General features: G+C 74.4%; 18 protein-coding genes. 11 read left to right on the plus strand and 7 right to left on the minus strand.

Going from position 1 to position 22,631, the window contains the following annotated elements; translation table 11 throughout:
- Positions 1–570, plus strand: coding sequence for a GNAT family N-acetyltransferase (locus EDD39_RS15840; RefSeq protein WP_123556623.1), 570 nt, complete (start codon positions 1–3; stop codon positions 568–570).
- Positions 571–577: 7 nt separating this feature from the next.
- Here EDD39_RS15840 and hrpB read toward each other — a convergent pair whose 3' ends face one another.
- Both hrpB and EDD39_RS15850 read right to left on the minus strand, forming a co-directional pair.
- Positions 578–3,106: an ATP-dependent helicase HrpB gene (gene hrpB, locus EDD39_RS15845; RefSeq protein WP_123556625.1), complete on the minus strand. Its 2,529-nt coding sequence runs from the start codon at positions 3,104–3,106 to the stop codon at positions 578–580.
- Between the two features lie 5 nt (positions 3,107–3,111).
- On the minus strand, positions 3,112–4,035 hold the full coding sequence (locus tag EDD39_RS15850) for a class I SAM-dependent methyltransferase (protein WP_425269752.1): 924 nt from the start codon (positions 4,033–4,035) through the stop codon (positions 3,112–3,114).
- 431 nt (positions 4,036–4,466) lie between these two features.
- On the opposite strand from EDD39_RS15850, the gene rpsA reads away from it, so the two are divergent.
- The 3 genes from rpsA to EDD39_RS15865 all read left to right on the plus strand — a co-directional run bounded on the left by rpsA (position 4,467) and on the right by EDD39_RS15865 (position 9,104).
- Positions 4,467–5,957, plus strand: coding sequence for a 30S ribosomal protein S1 (gene rpsA, locus EDD39_RS15855; protein WP_123556627.1), 1,491 nt, complete (start codon positions 4,467–4,469; stop codon positions 5,955–5,957).
- A gap of 362 nt (positions 5,958–6,319) precedes the next feature.
- Positions 6,320–8,425, plus strand: a complete 2,106-nt coding sequence (locus tag EDD39_RS15860; RefSeq protein ID WP_208765509.1) for an MMPL family transporter — start codon at positions 6,320–6,322, stop codon at positions 8,423–8,425.
- A 34-nt stretch (positions 8,426–8,459) separates the two neighbouring features.
- Complete coding sequence (locus tag EDD39_RS15865; protein ID WP_123556633.1) at positions 8,460–9,104, plus strand: MBL fold metallo-hydrolase; 645 nt, start codon at positions 8,460–8,462, stop codon at positions 9,102–9,104.
- Between the two features lie 33 nt (positions 9,105–9,137).
- Here EDD39_RS15865 and EDD39_RS15870 read toward each other — a convergent pair whose 3' ends face one another.
- Entirely contained in the window at positions 9,138–10,022 is an 885-nt protein-coding gene (locus EDD39_RS15870) for an alkaline phosphatase family protein (protein ID WP_123556635.1), read from the minus strand.
- Positions 10,023–10,230: 208 nt separating this feature from the next.
- Between EDD39_RS15870 and coaE the strand changes: the two genes are divergently transcribed.
- Positions 10,231–10,827, plus strand: coding sequence for a dephospho-CoA kinase (gene coaE / locus EDD39_RS15875; protein WP_123556637.1), 597 nt, complete (start codon positions 10,231–10,233; stop codon positions 10,825–10,827).
- A 7-nt stretch (positions 10,828–10,834) separates the two neighbouring features.
- Here coaE and EDD39_RS40930 read toward each other — a convergent pair whose 3' ends face one another.
- Positions 10,835–11,659 (minus strand): hypothetical protein, encoded by an 825-nt coding sequence (locus tag EDD39_RS40930; RefSeq protein ID WP_244256748.1) that lies wholly within the window; start codon positions 11,657–11,659, stop codon positions 10,835–10,837.
- 192 nt (positions 11,660–11,851) lie between these two features.
- Between EDD39_RS40930 and EDD39_RS15885 the strand changes: the two genes are divergently transcribed.
- The 5 genes from EDD39_RS15885 (at position 11,852) to EDD39_RS15905 (ending at position 19,261) form a co-directional block, all read left to right on the plus strand.
- Entirely contained in the window at positions 11,852–13,933 is a 2,082-nt protein-coding gene (locus EDD39_RS15885; protein ID WP_148089454.1) for an MMPL family transporter, read from the plus strand.
- A gap of 185 nt (positions 13,934–14,118) precedes the next feature.
- A complete protein-coding gene (locus EDD39_RS15890; RefSeq protein ID WP_123556643.1) occupies positions 14,119–15,363 on the plus strand; it encodes a helix-turn-helix domain-containing protein in 1,245 nt (414 codons plus the stop codon).
- A 54-nt stretch (positions 15,364–15,417) separates the two neighbouring features.
- Entirely contained in the window at positions 15,418–16,191 is a 774-nt protein-coding gene (locus EDD39_RS15895) for a toll/interleukin-1 receptor domain-containing protein (RefSeq protein ID WP_123556645.1), read from the plus strand.
- Positions 16,188–18,125: a hypothetical protein gene (locus EDD39_RS15900; protein WP_123556647.1), complete on the plus strand. Its 1,938-nt coding sequence runs from the start codon at positions 16,188–16,190 to the stop codon at positions 18,123–18,125. The genes EDD39_RS15895 and EDD39_RS15900 overlap by 4 nt, the downstream gene beginning before the upstream one ends.
- Positions 18,122–19,261, plus strand: coding sequence for a hypothetical protein (locus EDD39_RS15905; protein WP_123556649.1), 1,140 nt, complete (start codon positions 18,122–18,124; stop codon positions 19,259–19,261). Before EDD39_RS15900 ends, EDD39_RS15905 begins: the two co-directional genes overlap by 4 nt.
- A 55-nt stretch (positions 19,262–19,316) precedes the next feature.
- On the opposite strand, the gene EDD39_RS15910 is transcribed toward EDD39_RS15905, so the two are convergent.
- From EDD39_RS15910 to soxR, 3 genes are all read right to left on the minus strand, one after another.
- Positions 19,317–20,150: a sulfurtransferase gene (locus EDD39_RS15910; protein ID WP_208765510.1), complete on the minus strand. Its 834-nt coding sequence runs from the start codon at positions 20,148–20,150 to the stop codon at positions 19,317–19,319.
- A gap of 83 nt (positions 20,151–20,233) precedes the next feature.
- Positions 20,234–21,082: an SAM-dependent methyltransferase gene (locus EDD39_RS15915; protein WP_123556651.1), complete on the minus strand. Its 849-nt coding sequence runs from the start codon at positions 21,080–21,082 to the stop codon at positions 20,234–20,236.
- A gap of 171 nt (positions 21,083–21,253) precedes the next feature.
- Positions 21,254–21,751, minus strand: a complete 498-nt coding sequence (gene soxR, locus EDD39_RS15920) for a redox-sensitive transcriptional activator SoxR (protein WP_123556653.1) — start codon at positions 21,749–21,751, stop codon at positions 21,254–21,256.
- Between the two features lie 65 nt (positions 21,752–21,816).
- On the opposite strand from soxR, the gene EDD39_RS15925 reads away from it, so the two are divergent.
- Positions 21,817–22,572, plus strand: coding sequence for a thiamine pyrophosphate-dependent enzyme (locus tag EDD39_RS15925; protein ID WP_123556654.1), 756 nt, complete (start codon positions 21,817–21,819; stop codon positions 22,570–22,572).
- Positions 22,573–22,631: the final 59 nt, after the last annotated feature.

Consider the following 22,631-nt stretch of genomic DNA (forward strand, 5'->3'; position numbering starts at 1 on the left):
ATGCCCACCTTCTCCGACAAGCCCACCCTGCTGGGCGAGAAGGTCCTCCTGCGGCCCGTGCGGCCGCAGGAGGACCTCCCCATGCTCCGCGTCATGATCAACGACCCGGACGTGCTCCGCTACACCTCCGACGCGTACACCCCCGTCGCCCCCGAGTGGGACGAGGCGATGGAGCGCCGCGTCGTCGACTGGTACACCACCCGCAACGAGCAGCCCGACCGCCTCGACCTGATCGTCGTCGACCGGGCCACCGGCCGCGGCGTCGGCGAAGTCGTCCTCAACGAGTGGGACGAACCCAACCGCGCCTGCAACCTCCGCATCGCCATCGGCCCCGACGGCCGCGACCGCGGCCTCGGCACCGAAGCCGTCCGCCTCCTCACCGACCACGCCCTCCGCACCCTCGGCCTCAACCGCGTCTCGCTCTCCGTCTACGCCTTCAACGCCCGCGGCCAACGCGCCTACGAGAAGGCCGGCTTCAAGGTCGAGGGCGTCCGCCGCCAGGTGCTGCGCTACGCCGACGAGTGGATCGACGACATCGACATGGCCGCCCTCGCCGACGACTGGACCTGACGGCCCGTCACCTGCGCGGGTTGGCCCGGCGGGTGGGTTCCGCCGTGGTGGGGTCCTCGGGCCAGGGGTGGCGGGGGTAGCGGCCGCGGAGGTCGGCCCGGACGGCGGGGTAGCCGGTGTGCCAGAAGGCGGCCAGGTCGCCGGTGACGGCGGCCGGGCGGCCGGCGGGGGAGAGCAGGTGGACGGTGAGCGGGACGCGGCCGCCGGCCAGGGCGGGGGCGGCGGACCAGCCGAACAGCTCCTGGAGCTTGACGGCGAGGACCGGCCGCTCGGGGTCGCTCGCGTAGTCGACCCGGATCCGGCTGCCGCTGGGGACGGTGATCCGCTCCGGGGCGAGCTCGTCCAGCCGTCCGGCCTGGCCGCTCGCCCAGGGCAGCAGGCGCGGCAGGGCGGCGGCGGTGTCGATCCGTTCGAGGTCGGCGCGGCGGCGGGCCCGGGAGAGCTCGGGTTCCAGCCACCGGTCGGCGGCGGCCAGCAGCGCGGGGTCGTCGACGTCCGGCCACGGGTCGCCGACCGTCCGGTGCAGGAAGGCGAGCCGTTCGCGCAGCCCGCTCGCGGCGGGCGGCCAGGTCAGCAGCGCCGAGACGCCCTCCCGTTCGAGGCCGTCCAGCAGCGCGGCCCGCAGCAGCGCCGGGTCGGGGGCGGCGAGCGGGGCGGCGGCCAGTTCGATCGCCCCCAGCGCCTCCACCCGGCGGGAGGTCACCTCGCGCTGCCGGGCCGACCAGTGCACCTCCTCGCGGGCGGTCAGCAGCGGCCCGGCCGCCCGCCGGGCGGTCGCCTCGTCCACCGCGACCGCCCGCAGCACCCGCGCGGACGGCGACCCGGCGGGCCGGTCGGCAACCGCGACGGCCAGCCACCCGCCGGCCGGCAGCCGCGTCCCCGGCGGCAGCTGGGCGGCCGTCCCGGACGCCATCAGGTACGCGCCGTCCCCGCCCTCCCGGGCCCGCGCCACCCGCTCCGGGTACGCCAGCCCGACCACCAGCCCGGCCGCGACGGCGTCGGACGGCCCGGAGGACCCGCTGCCGGCCCCCTCGTCGGACCCGGAGGGCAGCGCGCGTTCGAGGCGGCGGGCCTCGTCCTTCCAGCGGCGGGCGTACGGGTCGGCGGGGGAGCGGCGGACGGTGCGGTGGATCTCGGCCAGGTCGTCGCCGAGGGCGCGCGGCGGCTCCTCGGAGAGCAGGGCGACGAGTTCGGCGGCGCGGCGCGGCCCGACCGCGGGGGCGCCGTCGAGCAGCGCGCGGGCCAGGCGGGGGTGCAGGCCGGTGCGGGCGATGGCGCGGCCGCGGTCGGTGGGGCGGCCCGCCTCGTCGACGGCGGCCAGGGCGCGCAGCACGTCGCGGGCGGCGGCCATCGCCCCGGCCGGCGGCGGGTCGGGCAGGGTGAGGCCGGCGGCGTCGGGGTCGCCCCAGCAGGCGGCCTGCAGGGCGAAGGAGGTGAGGTCGGCGAGCGCGATCTCGGGGGTGGGGAAGCGGGCGGCGCGGGCGTCCTCGGCCTCGGCCCAGCACCGGTAGACGGTGCCGGGGGCCTCGCGCCCGGCCCGGCCGGCCCGCTGCCGGGCGGCGGCCAGCGAGGTGCGGACGGTGACCAGCGCGGACAGGCCGCGGGCGTGGTCGGTGCGCGGTTCCCTGGTCAGCCCGGAGTCGACCACCACCCGCACGCCCGGCACGGTCAGCGAGGACTCGGCGACCGAGGTGGCCAGCACCACCCGCCGCCGCTCCCCGGCGGCCAGCGCCGCGTCCTGCACGGCCTGCGGCGCCTGCCCGTGCAGTGGCAGCACCTCGACCCCGTCCGGGGACAACTGCCCGGCCACCCGGGCGATCTCGCCGACACCGGGCAGGAAGCACAGCACGTCGCCGTCCCGCTCGGCCAGCGCCCGGCGGACCGTCGCCGCGACGTGCGCCAGCAGCGCCGGGTCGACCTTCGTGCCGTGCGGCGGGCGGACGGCCGACGGCGGCGGCGCCCACACCGTCTCCACCGGGTGCGAGACGCCCGCGGCGGCCACCACCGGTGCGCCGCCCAGCAGTTCGGCCCAGGCCGCGGTGTCGGCGGTCGCCGAGGCCAGCAGCAGCCGCAGTTCGGGGCGGAGCGCGGCCCGGACGTCCAGCAGGAAGGCCAGCGCGGTGTCGGCGTCCAGGTGCCGCTCGTGGCACTCGTCGAGCACCACCGCGTCCACGCCCGGCAGTTCGGGGTCGCGCTGCAGGCGCTGCAGCAGGACGCCGGTGGTGACCACCTCGACCCGGGTGCCGGGCCCGGCCCTCCGCTCGCCGCGCACCGTGAACCCGACCGTGGCGCCGACCGGCTCCTCCAGCAGCCAGGCCATCCGCCGGGCCGCCGCCCGCACCGCGAGCCGGCGCGGTTCGGCGACCAGCACCCGGCGGGGCGCGCCGCCGAGCAGCCCGGCCAGGGCCAGCGGCACCAGGGTGGTCTTGCCGGTGCCGGGCGGCGCGGACAGCACCGCCGCGCCGCTGCCGTCCAGCGCCGCGGCCAGCTCGGGGAGCACCGCGGCGACCGGCAGTCCGAGCCCCCCGGGACGCACCGCGGTCAGCCGTTCCGGCGGGCGACGAAGATCGCCGTGCCGGGGATGTGCTCGCCGCGCAGCGGGCTCCAGCCGCCCCACTCCTGCTCCAACCCCTCCGGCCACTCCGGCTCGACCAGGTCCAGCAGCGCGAACCCGGCCGCGACCAGCTCCCGCACCCGGTCGCCCAGCGTCCGGTGGTGCTCGACGTAGGTGGCGACGCCCTGCTCGTCCTGCTCGACGTACGGGGTGCGGTCGAAGTACGAGGAGGTGGCGGTCAGCCCCTCCACCCCCGGCTCGTCCGGGAACGCCCAGCGGATCGGGTGCGTCACCGAGAACACCCACCGCCCGCCCGGCCGCAGCACCCGGTGCACCTCGCGCATCAGCCGCCCGGTGTCGGCGCTGAACGGCACCGCGCCGTACGCCGAGCACGCGTGGTCGAACGAGCCGTCCGCGAACGGCAGCGCCGAGGCGTCGGCCTGCACCACGGCGACGGGCTCCAGCCCGCGGCCGAGGTCGATCCGGCGCGAGTGCTGCAACTGCCGGTAGGAGATGTCCAGTGCGACCGGGCGCGCGCCCCGGGCGGCCAGCCAGCGCGAGCACTGGGCGGCGCCCGAGCCGATCTCCAGCACGTCCGCGCCCTCGAGTTCGGCCGGGTCGCCGAGCAGCCGCGCCTCGGCCTCGTCCACGCCCTCGGGGCACCAGGTGAACCGGTCGTCGCCGAGGAACTCCCCGTGCTCGTCCTGGTAGTCGTCCGCGTTCCGGTCCCACCAGTGCCGGCTGGCCCGGCTCGACTCCTGCTCCCCGGCCTCCCGCCGCAGCGCCTCGTCGCCGTCCTCCTCCCCGTCCGCCGACTGCGGAACGGAGGGCACGTCGTAGCCGGACGGGTCGTACCCGCCGGGCTCGTCGTCGCGGGGCTCGTCGGGACCGGGGGCGGTGGAGTGGGTCATGGAATCCGTCACGTAGGCTATGGGCTTGCGGAAGCGCCGCTGCCGCGGAGCCGGCCCTGTACGGGGACCGGGTCGGGCGGTGGCATTCGGGGTAGGGCCGCTGCTCCTGGTCGGTGCGAGAAGCGCCGTTGGAGGATATGGCCTGATCCGTCCCGGCCTCTACCGGTCTCGTCGGCTTCGACGTTGACCGTGCCGGGGTGTCCCCGTATGCTACAAGTTGCGCTGCGGGCCTGCGCGCCTCGGACGGAGCAGGTCGCGCTCGCATCTGTCGAAGACCCCACGGTCGTCAGACGGACGCCGGGATCCTCTGCTGGTATGGGGATTCTTCCGGTGGGCCGTTCTCTGGCCTGTACGGCTTTCGGTGGGAGCGATCAGGGCCCCCCGCGTGGCATTACCTACGACTTCATGTCCGTACCGGAGCCCTTTTCCTAATGACGAGCCCCACCGACACCTCTGTCAGCACCACCCCGCAGGTCGCGGTCAACGACATCGGCGACGCGGACGCGTTCCTCGCCGCGATCGACGAGACCATCAAGTACTTCAACGATGGCGACATCGTCGAGGGCATCATCGTGAAGGTCGACCGTGACGAGGTGCTCCTCGACATCGGTTACAAGACCGAGGGTGTCATCCCCTCCCGCGAGCTCTCGATCAAGCACGACGTTGACCCGCACGAGGTCGTCAAGGTCGGCGACGAGATCGAGGCCCTGGTTCTCCAGAAGGAGGACAAGGAGGGTCGCCTCATCCTGTCCAAGAAGCGTGCGCAGTACGAGCGCGCCTGGGGCACGATCGAGAAGATCAAGGAAGAGGACGGCATCGTCACCGGTACCGTCATCGAGGTCGTCAAGGGTGGTCTCATCCTCGACATCGGCCTCCGCGGCTTCCTCCCGGCCTCGCTGGTCGAGATGCGCCGCGTCCGCGACCTCCAGCCCTACGTGGGCAAGGAGCTCGAGGCGAAGATCATCGAGCTGGACAAGAACCGCAACAACGTGGTCCTGTCCCGCCGCGCCTGGCTGGAGCAGACCCAGAGCGAGGTCCGCCAGACCTTCCTCACCACCCTGCAGAAGGGCCAGGTGCGCTCCGGCGTCGTCTCCTCGATCGTCAACTTCGGTGCGTTCGTCGACCTCGGCGGCGTCGACGGTCTGGTGCACGTCTCCGAGCTGTCCTGGAAGCACATCGACCACCCGAACGAGGTTGTCGAGGTCGGCCAGGAGGTCACCGTCGAGGTTCTCGACGTGGACATGGACCGCGAGCGCGTCTCCCTGTCGCTGAAGGCGACCCAGGAGGACCCGTGGCAGCAGTTCGCCCGGACCCACCAGATCTCGCAGGTCGTCCCGGGTAAGGTCACCAAGCTGGTTCCGTTCGGTGCGTTCGTCCGCGTGGACGAGGGCATCGAGGGCCTGGTCCACATCTCCGAGCTGGCCGAGCGCCACGTCGAGATCCCGGAGCAGGTCGTCCAGGTCGGCGACGAGATCTTCGTCAAGGTCATCGACATCGACCTCGAGCGCCGCCGCATCAGCCTCTCGCTGAAGCAGGCCAACGAGTCCCTCGGTGCCGACCCGGCGTCGGTCGAGTTCGACCCGACCCTGTACGGCATGGCCGCGTCCTACGACGACCAGGGCAACTACATCTACCCGGAGGGCTTCGACCCCGAGGCGAACGACTGGCTGCCCGGCTTCGAGAAGCAGCGCGAGGAGTGGGAGCGGCAGTACGCCGAGGCCCAGTCCCGCTTCGAGCAGCACCAGGCCCAGGTCATCAAGTCCCGCGAGGCCGACGCCGCCGCTGCGGCCGAGGCCGGCGAGGAGGCCCCGGTGTCCGGTGGCGGCTCGTACTCCTCCAGCAGCGACGAGGGCTCCGGCGCGCTCGCCTCGGACGAGGCCCTGGCCGCGCTCCGCGAGAAGCTGGCCGGCGGCCAGAGCTGAAGCTCTGCGCTTCGGCAGCTGCCTAGCTGACTGAGCCGACTGACAGCGACCCCCCGTTCCAGGGTTTCCCTGGGCGGGGGGTCGCTGTTTTGCTGCCCGCCCGCCTGCGCGCCCGTGCTGGCGGGCGGGGGTGGGGTGAGCGGGGCGTGGTGCTTAAGTGGCGTTTATGTGAAGGGAATTGTGAGATGAGGCTCATCGTCCGTCTATAGGACGAAAGCGAAGTCGCACATACATTGAGGGGACTTGTCCGAAAGGCTCCCCGCATGCGCAGCTCCCGCTCCACCGCAGCAGAGGTCCAGGTTTCCCAGGTTTCCGGTCGGTTGGCCGCGCTGGGGCGAGTGTGTTTCCGGCACCGGCGTTGGGTGCTGGCGTTCTGGGCGCTGGTGCTCGCGGTGGGGGTGGTGTTCGGCGGGCGGGTGTTCGAGGGGTCGGTGGCGGCGACCGGGAGCGGCGGCTCGGAGTCGGCGGCGGGGACGGCGGTGGTGCAGGCCGCGGATCCGGTGCAGGGCACGGTGACGGCGGTGGTGGACGGGCCGGCCGTCGACGGGGCCGGGGTGAAGGCGGCGGTCGAGCGGGCGAGCGCGGAGGTGGCGAAGCTGCCGGGCGTGGTCTCGGTGGCGGACACGTACGCGTCGGGCGGGCAGTTGACCGCGAGCGATGGCAAGGCGTCGCTGGTGAGCGTGCGGATGGCGGACGGGTCGACGCCGAAGCAGCTGGCGGCGGTGACCGACCGGCTGGAGGCGATCGACGCGGACGGGGCGCACACCGTGGTCGGCGGCGACCTGGTGCTGCAGCAGGAGGTGAAGGACCAGACCGCGAAGGACACCCGGTTCGGCGAGATCGTGACGCTGCCGCTGACCCTGGTCGTGATGGTGCTGGTGTTCGGCGGGCTGGCCGCGGCGGGGCTGCCGGGGATCGGGGCGATCGCCTCGGTGGGCGGGGCGCTGCTGGCGATGTTCGGGTTCAGCAAGCTGATGGACATCGACACCTCGGTGCTGCCGATCGCCACGGTGCTGGGCCTGGGCCTGTCGATCGACTACGCGCTGCTGATGGTGAACCGGTTCCGGGAGGAGCGCGGCCACGGCGCGGACATCGCGCAGGCGGTGGAACGGACGGCGGCGACGGCCGGCCGGACGGTGGCGTTCTCGGGGCTGACGGTGGCGGTCGCGCTGAGCGGGCTGTTCGTGTTCACCAGTCCGGTGTTCCGGGCGGTCGCGGTGGCGGGCGTGAGCGTGGTGGTGATCGCGGTGGCGGCGGCGCTGACGCTGGTGCCGGCGCTGCTGGGCTTCATGGGGCGACGGATCAAGGCGCCGTCCGCGCCGGTCCCGGACGAGGGGTTCTTCTCCCGGACGGTGCGCCGGGTGCAGCGCCGGGCGGTGCCGGTGATGCTGGCGTGCGTGGCGCTGCTGCTGGCGGCGGGGGCGCCTTTCCTGGGCTCGCACTTCCGCAACTCGGGCGCCGACGTGCTGCCGAAGAGCTTCGCGTCCCGGCAGGTCGCGGAGACGGTCGAGGCGCGCTTCCCCGGCCAGGTGCCGGCGGCGGTGCAGGTGGTCGTCGAGGGGACGGCGCAGCAGGCGCAGGAGTACGCGGACACCGTGGTGGCGAAGCTGCCGGGGGTGGCCGGGGTGCGGGCGGTGTCGCCGGTCTCGGACCGGGTGCAGACCGTGGACGTGCTGGTGAAGGGCGACCCGCAGGGCGCGGAGGCGAAGCGGGTGGTGGGCGGGCTGCGCGCGGAGCGCGGCGGGCTGGACACGTACGTGACGGGCGACGCGGCGTCGCTGGTGGACTTCCAGCACGAGATCGGCTCGCGCGGGCCGTGGGCGCTGGGGCTGGTCGCGGCGGGGACGCTGGTGCTGCTGTTCCTGATGACCGGGTCGGTGGTGCTGCCGGTGAAGGCGCTGCTGATGAACGTGCTGTCGCTGGGGGCGTCGCTGGGCGCGCTGACCCTGGTGTTCCAGCACGGGTACTTCAGTTCGCTGCTGGGGTTCACGCCGACCGGCGGCCTGGAGACGGTGATCCCGGTGCTGGTGTTCGCCTTCGCGTTCGGGTTGTCGATGGACTACGAGGTGTTCCTGCTGTCGCGGATCAAGGAGCTGCACGACCAGGGCTACGACTGTGCGAAGTCGGTGGAGCTGGGCCTGCAGCGCAGCGGTCGGATCATCACCTCGGCCGGTTTGCTGATGGTGATCGTGTTCGCCGGGTTCGCGGCCGGGCAGATGCTGATGGTCAAGCAGATGGGCATCGCGCTGGCGGTGGCCGTCGCGGTGGACGCCACCCTGGTGCGCACCCTGCTGGTGCCCGCCACCATGACGCTGTTCGGCCGGCTCAACTGGTGGGCGCCCGCCCCGCTGCGCCGCCTGCACCGGATCGTCGGCCTGCACGAGAACGTCGAACTGCCGCCGCTGCGTCCCGTGGTGCTGCCCGCGCCGCGCCTGGTGAAACGGCGCGGGCTGGTGGGCGCGCCGTAGGGGCCCGTCCGGCGCCGGTCGTACGCTGGGCCGCATGCGACTGACGAAGTTCGGCCACGCCTGCGTCCGGATCGAGCACGCCCAGGGGGCGGTGCTGATCGACCCCGGCATGTTCAGCGGGCCCGAGGTGGTGGCGGGCGTGAACGCCCTGCTGATCACCCACGAGCACGCCGACCACTTCACCGAGGGGCAGGTCCGGGCCGCCGTCGAGGCCAACCCGGGCCTGCGGGTGTACACCAACTCCTCGGTGGCCCGGCAGCTGGAGGGCATCGGCACGAAGGTGACGGTGGTCGGCGACGGCGACGCGTTCGACCTGGACGGGCTGCCGGTGACGGTGCACGGCGAGTGGCACGCCGAGATCCACCCCGACATCCCGCGGATCCCGAACGTCGGCTTCCTGCTCGGCGCCCGGGCCTTCCACCCGGGCGACGCGCTGACCGTCCCGCCGGACACCGTCGACACCCTGCTGCTGCCGCTCGGCGCGCCCTGGCTGCGGGCCGGCGAGCTGGTCGACTACCTGCGCGACGCCCGGCCCCGGCAGGCGGTGGCGATCCACGAGGCGACGCTCAGCGAGGCCGGGCAGGCGATCCACGGACGGCTGCTCGGCCCGCAGGGCCCCGGCACCGGCGGCGTGGAGTACCGGACGCTGGCCGCCGGGGAGTCGCTCGAGATCGCCTGAACCGCCGTGCGCGGGGCCGGAGCCGGCGTGCCGTCAGGAGACGGGCACCGGCGCGCTGGTGAACGGCCGCCCGTCGAGCGTCCAGTGCGGGTCCGGGACGATCTCCAGCGCCGCGTACACGTGCGCGGCCACGTCGGTGTGGTGCAGCGGGCCGAGCACCGGGGCGCCCGGGGTGATGCCGGGGCCGCGGGCGGCGATCCAGGCGGTGCGCTCCAGGGCGGTGCGTCCGCCGTGGCCGCCCGCGTCGACGTGGCCGTGGTCGGTGACCACGATGACCGTCCACTGCTCGTCGGGGTGGCCGGGGCGGGCCTCCAGCGCGGCGAGCAGGCGGCCGAGCCGGGCGTCGGCGGTCTCGATCGCCCGCCGGTAGTCCGCGCCGCAGCCCCGGAAGTGCGCGGTCTCGTCGACCGCGCCCAGGTAGACGAAGGACGCCTGCGGGTCGTCGTCCGAGCGGCCCAGCACGTACTCGGCCTCGGCGGTGACCCGCTCGTCGCACACCTCCCACGCCTCCGGGGTGTCCTCCAGGGGTGCGATGTACGCGAGCCGGCCGGGGGCGGCGAACAGCGGGCCGCCGTCGCGGGCCAGGAACAGCGGCTCCCAGCCGCCGGCCGCGAAGGTGCGGCGCCGGTGCGCCCCGGCCAGCCGGGTGGTGAAGTCCGGGAACACGTCGAGGCGGTGGCCGCCCAGGTGGTTGCCGTACACGCCGTGCTTGGCCGCGCCGACGCCGGTGGCGATGGTCGCCCAGCACGGGCCGGACATGGTCGGGGTGGCGTCGTCCACCTCGACGGGGGCGAGGAAGCCGGCCGCGGCCACCGCGTCCAGGTGCGGGGTGTGCACGGCGGGCAGCAGGTCGAGGCGGACGCCGTCGATGCCGACGACCAGGACGCGGCGCGGCCCGGCGGGCCAGGGGCTGGACACGGGGGTGCTCCTGCGGGGGACGGGTGAGGGTCTCCGACACCGTAGACGGCCGTCCGGCGCCCGGAATCCGGTCCGGACGACCCGGGCCGGGCGCCGCAAGGGGCGGCCGCCGGAGAGTTCCCGCGATGTTCGCCCGCCGTTCGTCCGCGCCGTTCGTCCCGGCCGGGGCCGCCGCGGCGAGGGCGGTACGGGCCGGTAACCTGGCGGCATGCTGAGGATCGGACTGACCGGCGGGATCGGCGCGGGCAAGAGCGAGGTCTCCCGCCAACTGGCCGCGCACGGCGCGGTGATCGTCGACTCGGATGTGATCGCCCGCGAGGTGGTCGCCCCCGGGACGCCCGGACTGGCCGCCGTCGCCGCCGAGTTCGGGCCCGGCGTGCTGCTCCCCGACGGCGCGCTGGACCGCCCCGCGCTCGGCCGGATCGTCTTCGCCGACCCGGACCGGCTGGCCAGGCTCAACGCCGTCGTCCACCCGCTGGTGCGGGCCCGCTCCGCCGAACTCGAGGCCGCCGCCGGGCCGGACGCGATCGTCGTCCACGACGTCCCGCTGCTCGCCGAGAACGGCCTCGCCCCGCTGTACGACCTGGTGGTGGTGATCGACGTCCCCGACGCGGAACGGCTGCGCCGGCTGGTCGCGCTGCGCGGCATGGCCGAGGACGAGGCGAAGGCCCGGATGGCCGCCCAGGCCACCCGGGAGGCCCGCCTCGCGGTCGCCGACCTGGTGCTCGACAACAGCGGCGACCTGGCCCGACTGGCCGCCCGGGTCGACGAGTTGTGGCAGCAGCTGGAGCGGCGCCGGGGCTGAGCGGCGGTCAGGGCAGTAGGTCGAACACCGTCTCGGCGAGCACCGCGCCGGTGCCGGCCCGGGCCCGCAGGTAGGTGTTGCGGTCGGCGTAGCCGTCCAGGTCGGACGGGACGGCCACCTCGACCGAGAAGGCGCCCGCGGCGTCGGACGCGGTGTCCCGCAGGTCCCGGTGCAGGTACTCCACGTCGCTCTCGCCCTTGACCACGAAGGAGACCCGGACCACCGCGCCGGGCGGGAAGCCCTGCCCGGAGAGCACCGTCCGCGTCCCGCCGCGCCCGGAGTCCGGCGAGGCCAGCAGGGCCGGGGCCGCGCTCGGCCGCGGGCCGGCCGGCGCCCCGCCGGTCGGGGTGCCGACGGGCGGCGGGCCGGTGCCCGGGGCGGTCACCGTGACGGTGGGGCCGGGTACGGGCACGGACACGGTCACGGTCGGCTGCGGCCGGCTGCCGGTGGCGCCCTGGGGCTGGCTGAGGTAGCCGCCCGCGAAGCCGGCCCCGAGGGTGGCGACGCCGACCAGCGCGGTCACCACGGCGCTCCACCCCTGTAGGTCGAACCGACGGGACGCGGCCGCATCCGCCGGGACCGCTTCCGCCGGGACCGGTTCCGCCGGGTGCGGCTCCACGAAGTGCGGTTCCACGAGGTGCAGTTCCACGAGGTGCGGCTCCGTGAGGTGCAGTTCCACGAGGTGCGGCTCCGTGAGGTGCGTCTCGACGAGGTGCGCCTCGACGAGGAGCGGCTCTGCGGGGAGCGGTGTCGCGGGGGCCGGCGGCAGCGCCGGGTGCGGGGGCGCTCCGTCGGGCGGGGTGGTTCCGTCGGGCGGGGTGGGTGCGGTCAAGAGAAGCCCCCTCGTGCTGGTCGGCGGAGTCCTGCCCCCCGGAACGGGTCGGTCCCCGAACGATTCGTCCCCGCACGGGTCCTGGGCGCAAACGCCGACCGGCGCGCCGCCGGGTGCGGGGCGCGGAGCGGGGCGCGATGGTGGAAGGAGCGCGCGGGGCCGGACGGGCCCGGTGCCGGAGGGACGGTCGTGATGAGCCCCGGCAGGAGAGCGGCCGCGCTGCCGTGCGGGCGGCGCGGGAAGTGGGTGGTGCTCGCCCTGTGGCTGCTGGTGCTGCTGGTGGCGGCGCCGCTGGCGGGGAAGCTCAACGGCGCGGAGGACAACCAGGCGTCCAGCTGGCTGCCCGCGAACGCCGAGTCCACCCGGGTGCTGGACGCCCAACTGCGGTTCCAGCCGGTGCAGACCGCCGACGCGGTGGTGGTGTACCAGCGCGACAGCGGCATCACCGTCGAGGACCGGGCCGGGGCGGCGCGCGACGCCCGGGAGTTCGCCGGGGCCCCGCACGCCACCGCGCCGATCGTCGGCCCGACCGAGTCCGCGGACGGCAGGGCGCTGCAGACCGTGGTGCCGGTGGTCACCGGCGACAGCGGCTGGAACAACCTCGGCCCGGCCGTCGAAAGCCTGCGCGCCACCGCCGCGGCCGGCGCGCAGCCCGGTCTGGCCACCCATGTCACCGGCCCGGCCGGGATCGGGGCCGACCAGTCGAAGGCGTTCCAGGGCATCGACGGCACGCTGCTGTACGCCACCGTCACGGTGGTCGTCGTCCTGCTGCTGCTCACCTACCGCAGCCCGGTGCTGTGGCTGCTGCCGCTGCTGTCGGCGGGCGCGGCGCTCACCGTCGCGGAGGGCGCGGTCTACCTGTTCGCGGCGCACGCCGGGCTGACCGTCAACGCGCAGAGCGCGGGCATCCTGATCGTGCTGGTGCTCGGCGCGGGCACCGACTACGCGCTGCTGCTGACCGCCCGCTACCGGGAGGAGCTGCGCCGGCACCGGGACCGGCACGAGGCGATGGCGGCGGCGCTGCACCGGGCCGGCCCCGCGGTGCTGGCGAGTTCGGCGACGGTCGCCGCGTCGATGCTGTGCCTGATGGTCGCCGAGATGAACTCCACCAGCGGCCTCGGCCCGGTCTGCGCGATCGGCGTGGTGGTGGCGCTGCTGGCGATGCTGACCCTGCTGCCCGCGCTGCTGGTGGCGTGCGGGCGCTGGGTGTTCTGGCCGGTGCGCCCCGGGTACGGCACGCCCGAGCCGACCGCCACCGGCCGGTGGGCGCACATCGGCGGCTGGATCGCGGGCCGGCCGCGCAAGGTGTGGGTGGGCACCGCGCTGGCGCTGGCGGCCTGCACGGCCGGACTGGTCTCGCTGAACGCGGGCGGGCTGAGCGCCGCCGGGACGTTCACCGGCAGGCCCGACTCCGTCACCGGGCAGCAGGTGCTGGCCGCGCACTTCCCCGGCGGCACGGGCGCCCCGCTGTCGGTGGTCAGCAATGCGGCCCCGCTGGACGCCGTCCGGCAGGCCGCCGCGAGCACCCCCGGGATCGCCGGGATCGGCCCGCCGGTGACGGCCGGCGGCGAGGCGTACTTCCCGGCGACCCTGGCCGACCCGCCGGACTCCGCGGCGGCCAAGGCGACCGTCGACCGGGTGCGGGAGGCCGTGCACGCGGTGCCGGACGCGGACGCGAAGGTCGGCGGCTCCACCGCGGTGGTGCTGGACGCCGGGCGGGCCGCCGCGCACGACAACAGGGTGGTCATCCCGCTGGTGCTGGCGGTGGTGCTGCTGATCCTGGCGGCGCTGCTGCGCGCGGTGGTCGCGCCGCTGGTGCTGATCGCCACGGTGGTGCTGTCGTACGCGGCGGCGCTCGGCATCAGCGCGTTCTTCTTCGCGCACGTCTTCCACTTCGAGGGCCAGGACCAGGCGTTCCCGCTGTTCGTGTTCGTGTTCCTGGTGGCGCTGGGCATCGACTACAACATCTTCCTGATGACCAGGGTGCGCGAGGAGTCCGCCCGCCTGGGCACCCGCCGGGGCGCGGTCGCGGGCCTGGCCGCGACCGGCGGCGTGATCACCTCCGCCGGGCTGATCCTGGCCGCGACCTTCGCGGTGCTCGGCACCCTCCCGGTGGTGGGCTTCGCCGAGATCGGCTTCGCCGTCGCCCTCGGCGTCCTGCTGGACACCCTGGTGGTCCGCTCGGTGCTGGTCACCGCCCTCACCGCCGACCTCGACCACCGGATGTGGTGGCCCGACCACCCGCACCGGTCCGGGCCGGCGGCGGTTCCCTGAGCGGGCAGAACGGACAAAACCGTTCACTGACCGTACGGTGGGCGGATTTTGGAAACCGGAAACCCTCACGGAACGCCATTGGGCGAATGCGGTGCGTGCCAGACTTCCTTTCCGGGAGCCCGTCGGGCGGCCCGGATCCCCGGCTCGATGGCGGGCTGGGGCGTATTTCCGGAGGGGGTTGTGGCATGGCCATGGCGTTAGTGTTCGGCGCCGAACTGCGGCGATTGCGACAGGAGCGGGGGTTCTCGCTGGCAGGCTTCGCCGAGCAGCTGAAGTACAGCAAGGGCTACCTCAGCAGGATCGAGCGGGGACGGCAGGCGGCGCCGGTCGACCTCGCCCGGCGATGCGATGCCGCCCTCCAGGCGGGTGGACGGCTGCTCGCGCTGGTCGAGGGGGAGGGCCGGAACGATCGGCCGAGCCTCAGCGGGCGCCGCGAACTGATCGCCGCCGGGGCCCTCTCGCTGCTGGCCCTGTCGGTACCGACCGGTCGCGCGGACCGTGGTGCGGAGCACCGGCCTGCGGACCCGTCCGAATTCAGCGTTCCGGTTCTACTGCGGCAGGGGTACGACCACGCCCGCCGGCTCGGGCAGTGCGTCGACCCGGCCGTCCTGCTGCCGATGCTGACGGAGCAGGCCCGGACCACGGCGCGGCTCGCAGCGTGCTCCCGGGGGCGCACCCGGTCCGAACTCCTCCTGCTGGCTTCCCGCTTCGCCGAGTTCACCGGCTGGATGGCACAGGAGGCCGGTGACACCGGCGCCGCGCTCGCGCACACCGCGGAGGCGGTGAGCCTCGCCGAGGAGGCCGGGGATCCGCACCTCGCCTCCTACGCGCTGGTCCGCCGGGCACTGGTGACGTTCTACGACAACGACGCGGCCCGGACCATCGACCTGGCAGCCGCAGCGGCGGGGGACCGCAAACTCCCGCCCCGGATCAGGGGCCTGGCCGCGCAGCGGGAGGCCCAGGGGCACGCCCTGGCCGGGGACCACCTGCGGTGCCTGCGGAGCCTGGAACAGGCCCACGGCCTCCTGTCCGCTGCCGGGGGCGACGGAGAGGAGGCGAGTCCGGTCATCGGAACGAGCAACCTCGCCAACCCGGCTGCGATGGTCAGCGGCTGGTGCCTGTACGACCTGGGCCACCCCCGGGAAGCGGCGGAACTGCTCGCCCGCGAGTGCGAGCGCATCCCGGCGCACGCCTTGCGCACCCGGGCCCGGTACGGCCTGCGACAGGCGCTGGCCCACGCCGCCGCGGGAGAGGTTGAGCAGTCGTGCGCGGTCGCCGAGGACCTGCTCGGCATCGCGGGCGAGGTGAGGTCCGCGACCATCACGGCCGATGTGCGCCGACTCGACCGCGAGCTCAGGCGGTTCCGGACGAACCGGGCCGTCCGGGAACTCCAGCCCGCACTGCTCGGCGCGCTGGCCGACAACTGCTGACCGGTCGTCAGCAGCCGGGTTTTCCATCCATCGTGTAGAAGGGGCTGTTTCGTCATGTCCACTGTCTTCGTCAACTACCGCACGGGAGACGGCGACGAGGTCGCCGCGTTGCTGGAGCACGAGCTGTCCGCCAGGTTCGGCAGCGAGCAGGTGTTCCGGGCGAGCAAGTCGATTCCGGCCGGGAGCCGGTTCCCGCAGGCACTGATCACCGCGGTCCGGCGCAGCCACGTGCTGCTCGCGGTGATCGGCCGCCGGTGGTTCGACCCCAGGACGCCCGGCGGCCGGCCGGCCGTGGAGGACCCGGACGACTGGACGCGCCGGGAGATCATCGAGGCGTTCGAGACCGGGGCACTGGTCATCCCCGTGCTGGTCGACTCCGTGCGGATCGACCGGAGCCTCCTGCCGCCGGAACTGTCCGTCCTCGCCGACTGCCAGTACCGCCGGCTCAGCATGCGCAATTCGCACGCCGACCTCGACCGGATCGGGGACGACCTGTCCCGGCTCGTACCGGTGCTGGCCAAGGCGGACACCAGGTCTCCGCTGGCGGGAGGCACCAAGGACAAGGAGAAGAAGGAGAAGAAGGGGAAGGACGAAGGCGGGACCAGGATCCGGACGCGGGACGGTCTGGGCCAGGTCGGCCGCGATCTGTCCGGGACGGTGATCACAGCCCCGCGGGGCCCGGTCCACACCGGCAGCGGGGCTCAGCACAACGGCCCGCAGTTCAACGGCGACGGCATGGGCGTCCAGTACGTCGACGGCGGCCGGGTCCGGGAAATCCGGCAGCAGGTGGGTCGGGCGGCCGGACCCGAGGACGGTCAGGACAGGTGAGCGGTCCCGGCCACACCTGGGTCACCGATCCCGGAGGCCCCGTCCACGCGGGCTCGGGCGACCAGCACATCCACTACGGCTACGGCGCGGGTGAGTTCCTGGGGTCACGGGCCGAACGGCTCCGGATCGCGGAGGACCACCGGCACTGGCTGAGCCGGCGCTTCGTTCCCCCTGGCAACCTGGGCCGGGCCGCCGAGCGGCTCGCCAAGCCGGGGGCGACGGTCCTGCTGACCGGACCGGCCGGCACCGGCCGGAGAGCCGCCGGAACCTTCCTCCTGCACGGACTCCCCGACGAGGGAGGGCAACTCGAGGAACTCTCGGTCAAGGACGACGACGGAGCCGCGATCTCCGCCGGAGACCGACTGCTCCTCGACCTGTCAGCGATCGCGGACCAGGACCAGGAGCAGGCCCTACGGAAACTCGGGGTCTACCGCTCCGCGACCGAGCAGGCCGGTGCCCGGCTGGTGGTGATCCTCTCCGATCCGATCGAGCCGATGCTCCCCTCGGAGCTCCAGCAGCAGGTGGTCCGGATCGAGCGGCCCCGACCGGACATCGTGCTGCGCCGCTACCTCCGGCTGGACGAGATCCCGTTCACCCCGGAAGACCTGAAGCGGCCGGACCTCGACCTCCTGCTGGAAACGGCTCCCATGCGGGAGATCGCCAGGCTGGTCCGGACGATCGGGCAGGCGCGGGAGAGCCGGAAGCACGGCAGCGGGTTCGAGGACTGGTGCACCACCGCCCTCCACGTGGTCACCGACTGGGGTGACACCACCGCCCGGCAGGTGGACTCGCTGGAGGACGGCTCCAGACGTGCCCTGCTCCTCGTCGGCGCGATGCTCGACGGAGCCCCGGTCGATGCTGCGGTGGCCGGCACCGGCGACCTCCTCCGGCTCCTCGGGCGCGACTCCGACGGCTCCTCGGCCCTGGACGGACCGGACCTCCGGGTCCAGCTCGGCGAGTTGGAGATGGCGCGGGACCCGGACGGCCGGGTCGAGTTCAAACGGCTCGCCTACAGCAGCGCGGTGCGGTCGCACTTCTGGACCTACTTCCCCGGGCTGCGGGACGGCCTGCGGGACTGGACGGGCGACGCCGTCCGGCTACCGGGGCTCGGCCGTCCCGAACGGCGCGACCTGGTGGCCCGTTTCGCGGAGCAGGCCCTGGCCGTGGGCAGGCCGGACGACCTGTACGCCCTCGTCGAACGGTGGACCACCGCCGGCAAGCCGATGCCGGGGGAGGCGGCGCTGCTGCTCGCCCAGGGACTCGACCACGAGAAGCACGCTGCGGGCGTACGGGAGCGGATCTACACCTGGACCACGACGGGCAACCTGACATCGCACCTCAAGGACGTACTGACCGATGTGTGCCGGCACGTGCTGGCCGCGACCCATCCGTCCATGGCGCTGACCCGGCTCTACCACCTGTCGAGCCGGCAGGGTTCGGCCGCAGCGACCGAGGCGGCACTCGAACTGGCCCGCAGTGACCGCCGTCTGTTCCGGCACCTGTTCGAACGGGTCCCGGCCCGTGCGGGACAGGAGCCGCGGCGCGGCGAGGACCTGCTGATCGGACTGCTCGATCCGCACCGCCTGCTGATCGAGCCGACCTCGGAAGAAGTCGAGTCGGTCTGGCGCAGCGTGATGTCCGGTACGGAGCGGGCCCGCTGGAGCCGCGTGGCGTACGAGTGGCTCACCGCGGCCGCGACCGAACGCCGTTGGGAAGCGGCGCCGGACGTCCTGGTCCGGGCTGCCCGGCACCGGAACGACCTGCTCACCCGGCTCTACCTGGTGGCCCTGGCATGGGAACGGGGCGGACCGGAAATCCCCGGTGCCGGCCGCCGGGCGGTCGCCGAACGGCTGCAGCAGGCCATCGACCGGGCGCAGGGCACCGGCCCGCGCCGTCACGACAACGAAACGACGAATCCTTCGGAGGTCTCGTGAACACCCGTCATCGGGTCCAGCTGTTCTTCGCGGTTCTGCTGAGCGGCCTGACACCGATCTTCCTCGGCCGGCACTTCGGCTGGTCGATCTGGCTGTGCGTCTTCGGCAGTGCGGTGCTGGTGGCGTGCACGGGACTGCTCATGATGGCCCGGATCCCCCGGGCGGCCGCACCGGACGTGCCGCCCGTGCGGCCGCCGGTCCCCGAGCCGGAGCCGCCGACCGAACTGCCGTTCCGTGAAGTGCCCCTGCAGAACCTGCCGCTCCCGAGCTCCCGGCCGGACTACGATTTCCGGTTCTCCGCGACCGTTCTGTGGCGGCCGACCCAGCCGCTGTCGTTGACCTCGCACGCCAACCTGGCCGGCCTCGCCGCGGACGCGATCCTCGTACGAGCCCGGCAGGTCTCCGCGAACGAGGATCCCGGCCGTCCCGATCTGCTGGCGATGCGGCTCGCGGGGTTGCTCGGTGCTCCCGCGTACGACGGTGGCGGCCTAGTGGTGGCCATGGCCGCCGGGATCACCGTGACCCTGACCGGCGAGGACACCGCACGGCTCGAGAAGATGGCGGCCCTCCGCAAGGCGGAGGAAGCCTGGGAGCAGCAGCGCCAGTACGAGCGCAGCCGCCGGGAGTACTTCGGCGGTGAGGTGCTGAAGAGCACGGGTTCCGCGGTGGTGTGGTGGCTGAGCAGGCACGAGGAAGAGATCGAACAGGCGGTGCAGCTCATCGGGCCGCTCACGGAACTGGCCGCAGCAGCCAATGACTCCGACGTGCCCGAGGTCTTCCGGCACTACGTCGGCCGACGGTCCGGTGCTCCGGGAGACCCTTGCGAGGACCCCGAGTTCGACGACGAGCTGGCGGATCTGCTGATGCAGGAGGAGCAGGCGGCGAGCGGCACCGGCGACGACGGTTTCACCGCGCGGGTGGCCGACCTGATGAACGATCTCGGCCTCTCTCCCGACAGCGAGGAGGGCATGGTGTGGCTCGACCGGGTCGGACGCGCCACGCATGCGGCCCGCCCCGACCGGGAAGCGGCCGGGCCGGACCCGGAGGACCTGGCCGGTCCCGATGGAACGCCCGACCAGTACGACCGGGAACCACCCCGGCCCGGAGCCCCGTGGCAGGACTTCCAGAACGACTGACCGTCCTCTGTCCGGTCCCGCACACCACGGACGTGCAGGACCGGACGGACTCCGTTCAGTCGCCGGTGGCCGCCGGGAGGCCGGTTTCCGGGCGGCCCCAGTCGGACCAGGAGCCGTCGTAGACGGCGGGGGCGGGGTGGCCGGTGAGGTGGGCGGCGAAGGCGAGGATGCAGGCGGTGACGCCGGAGCCGCAGGTGGTGACGAGGTGGGGGCGGCCGGCGGTGGCGGCGGTGAGGCGGGTGCGCAGGGCGGGGAGGGGGAGGTAGTGGCGGCCGTCGGGGGTGAGCAGTTCGGTGAAGGGGAGGCTGGTGGAGCCGGGGAGGTGGCCGGGGCGCAGGTGGGGGCGGGGTTCGGGGGCGGCGCCGGTGAAGCGGGCGCGGCTGCGGGCGTCCAGGACGGCGGTGGCGGGGTCGGTGAGGGCGGCGGCCACGGCGTCCCGGTCGGCGAGCAGGGCGGGGCGCGGGCGGGCGGTGAAGTCCCCGGCGGGGGCGGGGGCGGGCGGGTCGGTGCTGACGGGGTGTCCGGCGGCCTGCCAGGCGGGCAGGCCGCCGTCCAGGACGGCGGCCCGGTCGAAGCCCATGGCGCGCAGCATCCACCAGGCGCGCGGGGCGGAGTAGATGCCCGCGCCGTCGTAGAGCACCACGGTGGAGCGGTCGTCGACGCCGAGGGCGCGCAGTTCGCGCTGGAGGTCGGCGGGGGAGGGCAGGGTGTGCGGCAGCGGGGAGGCGTGGTCGGACAGCGCGCCGTCGAGGTCGAAGGCCCGGGCGCCGGGGATCCGGGCGGGGGCGTGCCGGTGCGCGCCGATGCCCGCGTCCAGGACGACCAGGTCGGGGCGGCCGAGCCGGGCGGCGAGCCAGGACGGGTCGATCAGCGGCGGCGGTGCGGTCACGGCGGGCGGCTCCCTGGTGGCTCTCTCGGTCCCCGGCGCGGGGGTGGGCCCATGATGGCACCGCCGCGGACGGCCGGGTGCGGTCAGGGCTTGCGGCCCACGCCCGCCCAGATGGCGACCTCGGCGTCGGTGTCCTGCGGGTCCTGGTCGGGGCGCCACAGCGGGGCGGTGACCAGGCCGGGTTCGAGCAGGTCGAGGCCGTCGAAGAAGCGCAGCACCTGGCTGCGGGTGCGCATGCTGAGCTGCGCGGTGGCGGACTTGTAGACGGCGGGGCCCTTCTCGGCCTCGGCGGGGTCGACGAAGTCGCCGGTGGCGTGCGAGAGGGCCAGGTAGCTGCCGGAGGGCAGGGCGTCGACCAGGGTGCGGACGATCGCGTACGGGTCGTCGGTGTCGTCGATGAAGTGCAGGATGGCGAACAGCTGGAGCGCGACGGGCTGCCGCAGGTCGAGCAGGTCGCGGACGGCCGGGTCGGCGAGGATCGCCTCGGGCTTGCGGAGGTCGGCCTGCAGGACGCTGACGCTGCCCTGCTGGGCGCCGGCCAGCAGGGCGCGGCCGTGCACCAGCACGATCGGGTCGTTGTCGAGGTAGGCGACCTTGGCGGCGGGGTCGACGGCCTGGGCGATCTCGTGGGTGTTCCCGGCGGAGGGGATGCCGGTGCCGATGTCGAGGAACTGGCGCACGCCCAGCTCGGCGAGGGTGCGCACGGCGCGCTGCAGGAAGGCCCGGTTGGCGCGGGCGCTGATCCGCACCAGCGGGCTGAGCGCGAGGACCTGGTCGGCGGCGGCCCGGTCGGCGGGGAAGTTGTCCTTGCCGCCGAGGTAGTAGTCGTACATCCGGGCCGGGTGCGGGACCTCGGGGCGCAGCTCGGCGGAGGGCGGCGGGGTCTGGTCGCCGGACATCCAGTCGAGGGCGATTTCCTGATGGTCGGTCATATCTGGCTCCCCCGTCGGTGGAACGCGCTTCCGGGGGCAGCATAGACGGCCCGGCGGGTGCTGCGGCAGCGGGCCGGGAAAGAAGTGGATCAGCCCGACCGGCGGACGGGGGCGGCGGCGCGGGGCGAGAGCCGTCGGCCCGCGCCGCCGTCCTCCGTCCGCCGGTCGGGCTCAGTCCTCCGCGGCCGGGTCGGGCCCGGGTTCGGGGCCGGTGTCCGGGTCCCGGGTGAGCAGGTAGCGGGCGCCGGGGCCGGTCCGCCCGGCCCGGTCGTCGGCGTTGTAGAGGCCGCAGCGGGTCAGCGAGAGGCAGCCGCAGCCGATGCAACCGGTCAACTTGGCGCGGGTGTGCTGGAGTTCGGCGATCTGCCGGTCGATCCGGTGCTGCCAGGCGGCGGCGACGGCGTCCCACTCGCCGGTGCTGGGGGCGCGGTCCTCGGGGAGCCGGGCGAGCGCGGTGCGGGCCTCGTCGAGGCTGAGGCCGACCTGTTGGGCGGCCCGGACGAAGGCGATCCGGCGCAGGGCGGAGCGGGCGTAGCGGCGCTGGTTCCCGGTGGTGCGGGTGGAGCGGATCAGTCCGAGGCTTTCGTAGTAGCGCAGCGCGGAGGCGGCGAGGCCGCTGCGTTCGGCGAGCTGGCCGATGGTGAGGACGTCGTGCCGGGAGGGTGCCATGCCCGCAGGGTACCGGGGCGGGCCCGCTTGACCTCAAGTGCACTTGAAGTCAGAGGCTGGTCCCCATGACGAACCACTCCGCGGCGCACGCCGCGACCGCGCCGACCCGCGCGCCCGCGGGCCCCGGCCCCCGCCGCGCCGTCACCGACCGGGCCGGCCTGCTGGACCTGGTCGCCCTGATGACCGGCGACGAGAAGCACTCCCCGGCGGCGCACTCCACCCTGGACGCGCTCTGGGTGCTGTACGACCGGGTGTTGGACGTGCACCCGGGCAACGTCGACGCGCCGGAGCGGGACAGGTTCCTGCTGTCCAAGGGCCACGGCCCGATGGCGTACTACGCGGTGCTGGCCGCGAAGGGCTTCTTCCCGGTGGAGCTGCTGCACGGCTTCGGCGCGTACGACTCGCCGCTGGGCCACCACCCGGACCGGCTGCTGGTGCCCGGCGCGGAGATCGGCTCGGGCTCGCTGGGGCACGGCCTGCCGCTGGCGGTGGGGACGGCGCTGGGCCTGCGGGCGCAGGGCCTGACCGGTCCGGCGGTGTGGGTGCTGATCGGGGACGCCGAGTTCGACGAGGGCTCCAACCACGAGGCGGTGGCCTTCGCCGGGGCGTACGGGCTGGATCGGCTGCACACCCTGGTGATCGACAACTCCTCGGCCACGCACGGCTGGAGCGGCGGCATCGCGGCCCGGTTCGCGGGCGAGGGCTGGTCGACGGCCACCGTGGACGGCCGCGACCACGAGCAGCTGTACCGGGCGTTCACCGCCCCGCACCCGGGCCGCCCGCACGTGGTGGTGGCCCGCACCGAACCCAAGTACAGCTGACCGCAGGGGAGAAGAGACCATGCAGAGCGTCCGTCCGAGCGTCCGTCCGAGCGCCCGCC

This window comes from Kitasatospora cineracea, from assembly GCF_003751605.1.
In the GTDB taxonomy this organism is placed as follows: domain Bacteria; phylum Actinomycetota; class Actinomycetes; order Streptomycetales; family Streptomycetaceae; genus Kitasatospora; species Kitasatospora cineracea.

Coding starts and splice junctions, on each gene's coding strand:
- EDD39_RS15840 (WP_123556623.1), top strand. CDS start 1: ATGCCCACCTTCTCCGACAAGCCCACCCTGCTGGGCGAGAAGGTCCTC.
- EDD39_RS15850 (WP_425269752.1), bottom strand. CDS start 4,035: ATGACCCACTCCACCGCCCCCGGTCCCGACGAGCCCCGCGACGACGAG.
- rpsA (WP_123556627.1), top strand. CDS start 4,467: ATGACGAGCCCCACCGACACCTCTGTCAGCACCACCCCGCAGGTCGCG.
- EDD39_RS15865 (WP_123556633.1), top strand. CDS start 8,460: ATGCGACTGACGAAGTTCGGCCACGCCTGCGTCCGGATCGAGCACGCC.
- coaE (WP_123556637.1), top strand. CDS start 10,231: ATGCTGAGGATCGGACTGACCGGCGGGATCGGCGCGGGCAAGAGCGAG.
- EDD39_RS15885 (WP_148089454.1), top strand. CDS start 11,852: ATGAGCCCCGGCAGGAGAGCGGCCGCGCTGCCGTGCGGGCGGCGCGGG.
- EDD39_RS15890 (WP_123556643.1), top strand. CDS start 14,119: ATGGCCATGGCGTTAGTGTTCGGCGCCGAACTGCGGCGATTGCGACAG.
- EDD39_RS15895 (WP_123556645.1), top strand. CDS start 15,418: ATGTCCACTGTCTTCGTCAACTACCGCACGGGAGACGGCGACGAGGTC.
- EDD39_RS15915 (WP_123556651.1), bottom strand. CDS start 21,082: ATGACCGACCATCAGGAAATCGCCCTCGACTGGATGTCCGGCGACCAG.
- soxR (WP_123556653.1), bottom strand. CDS start 21,751: ATGGCACCCTCCCGGCACGACGTCCTCACCATCGGCCAGCTCGCCGAA.
- EDD39_RS15925 (WP_123556654.1), top strand. CDS start 21,817: ATGACGAACCACTCCGCGGCGCACGCCGCGACCGCGCCGACCCGCGCG.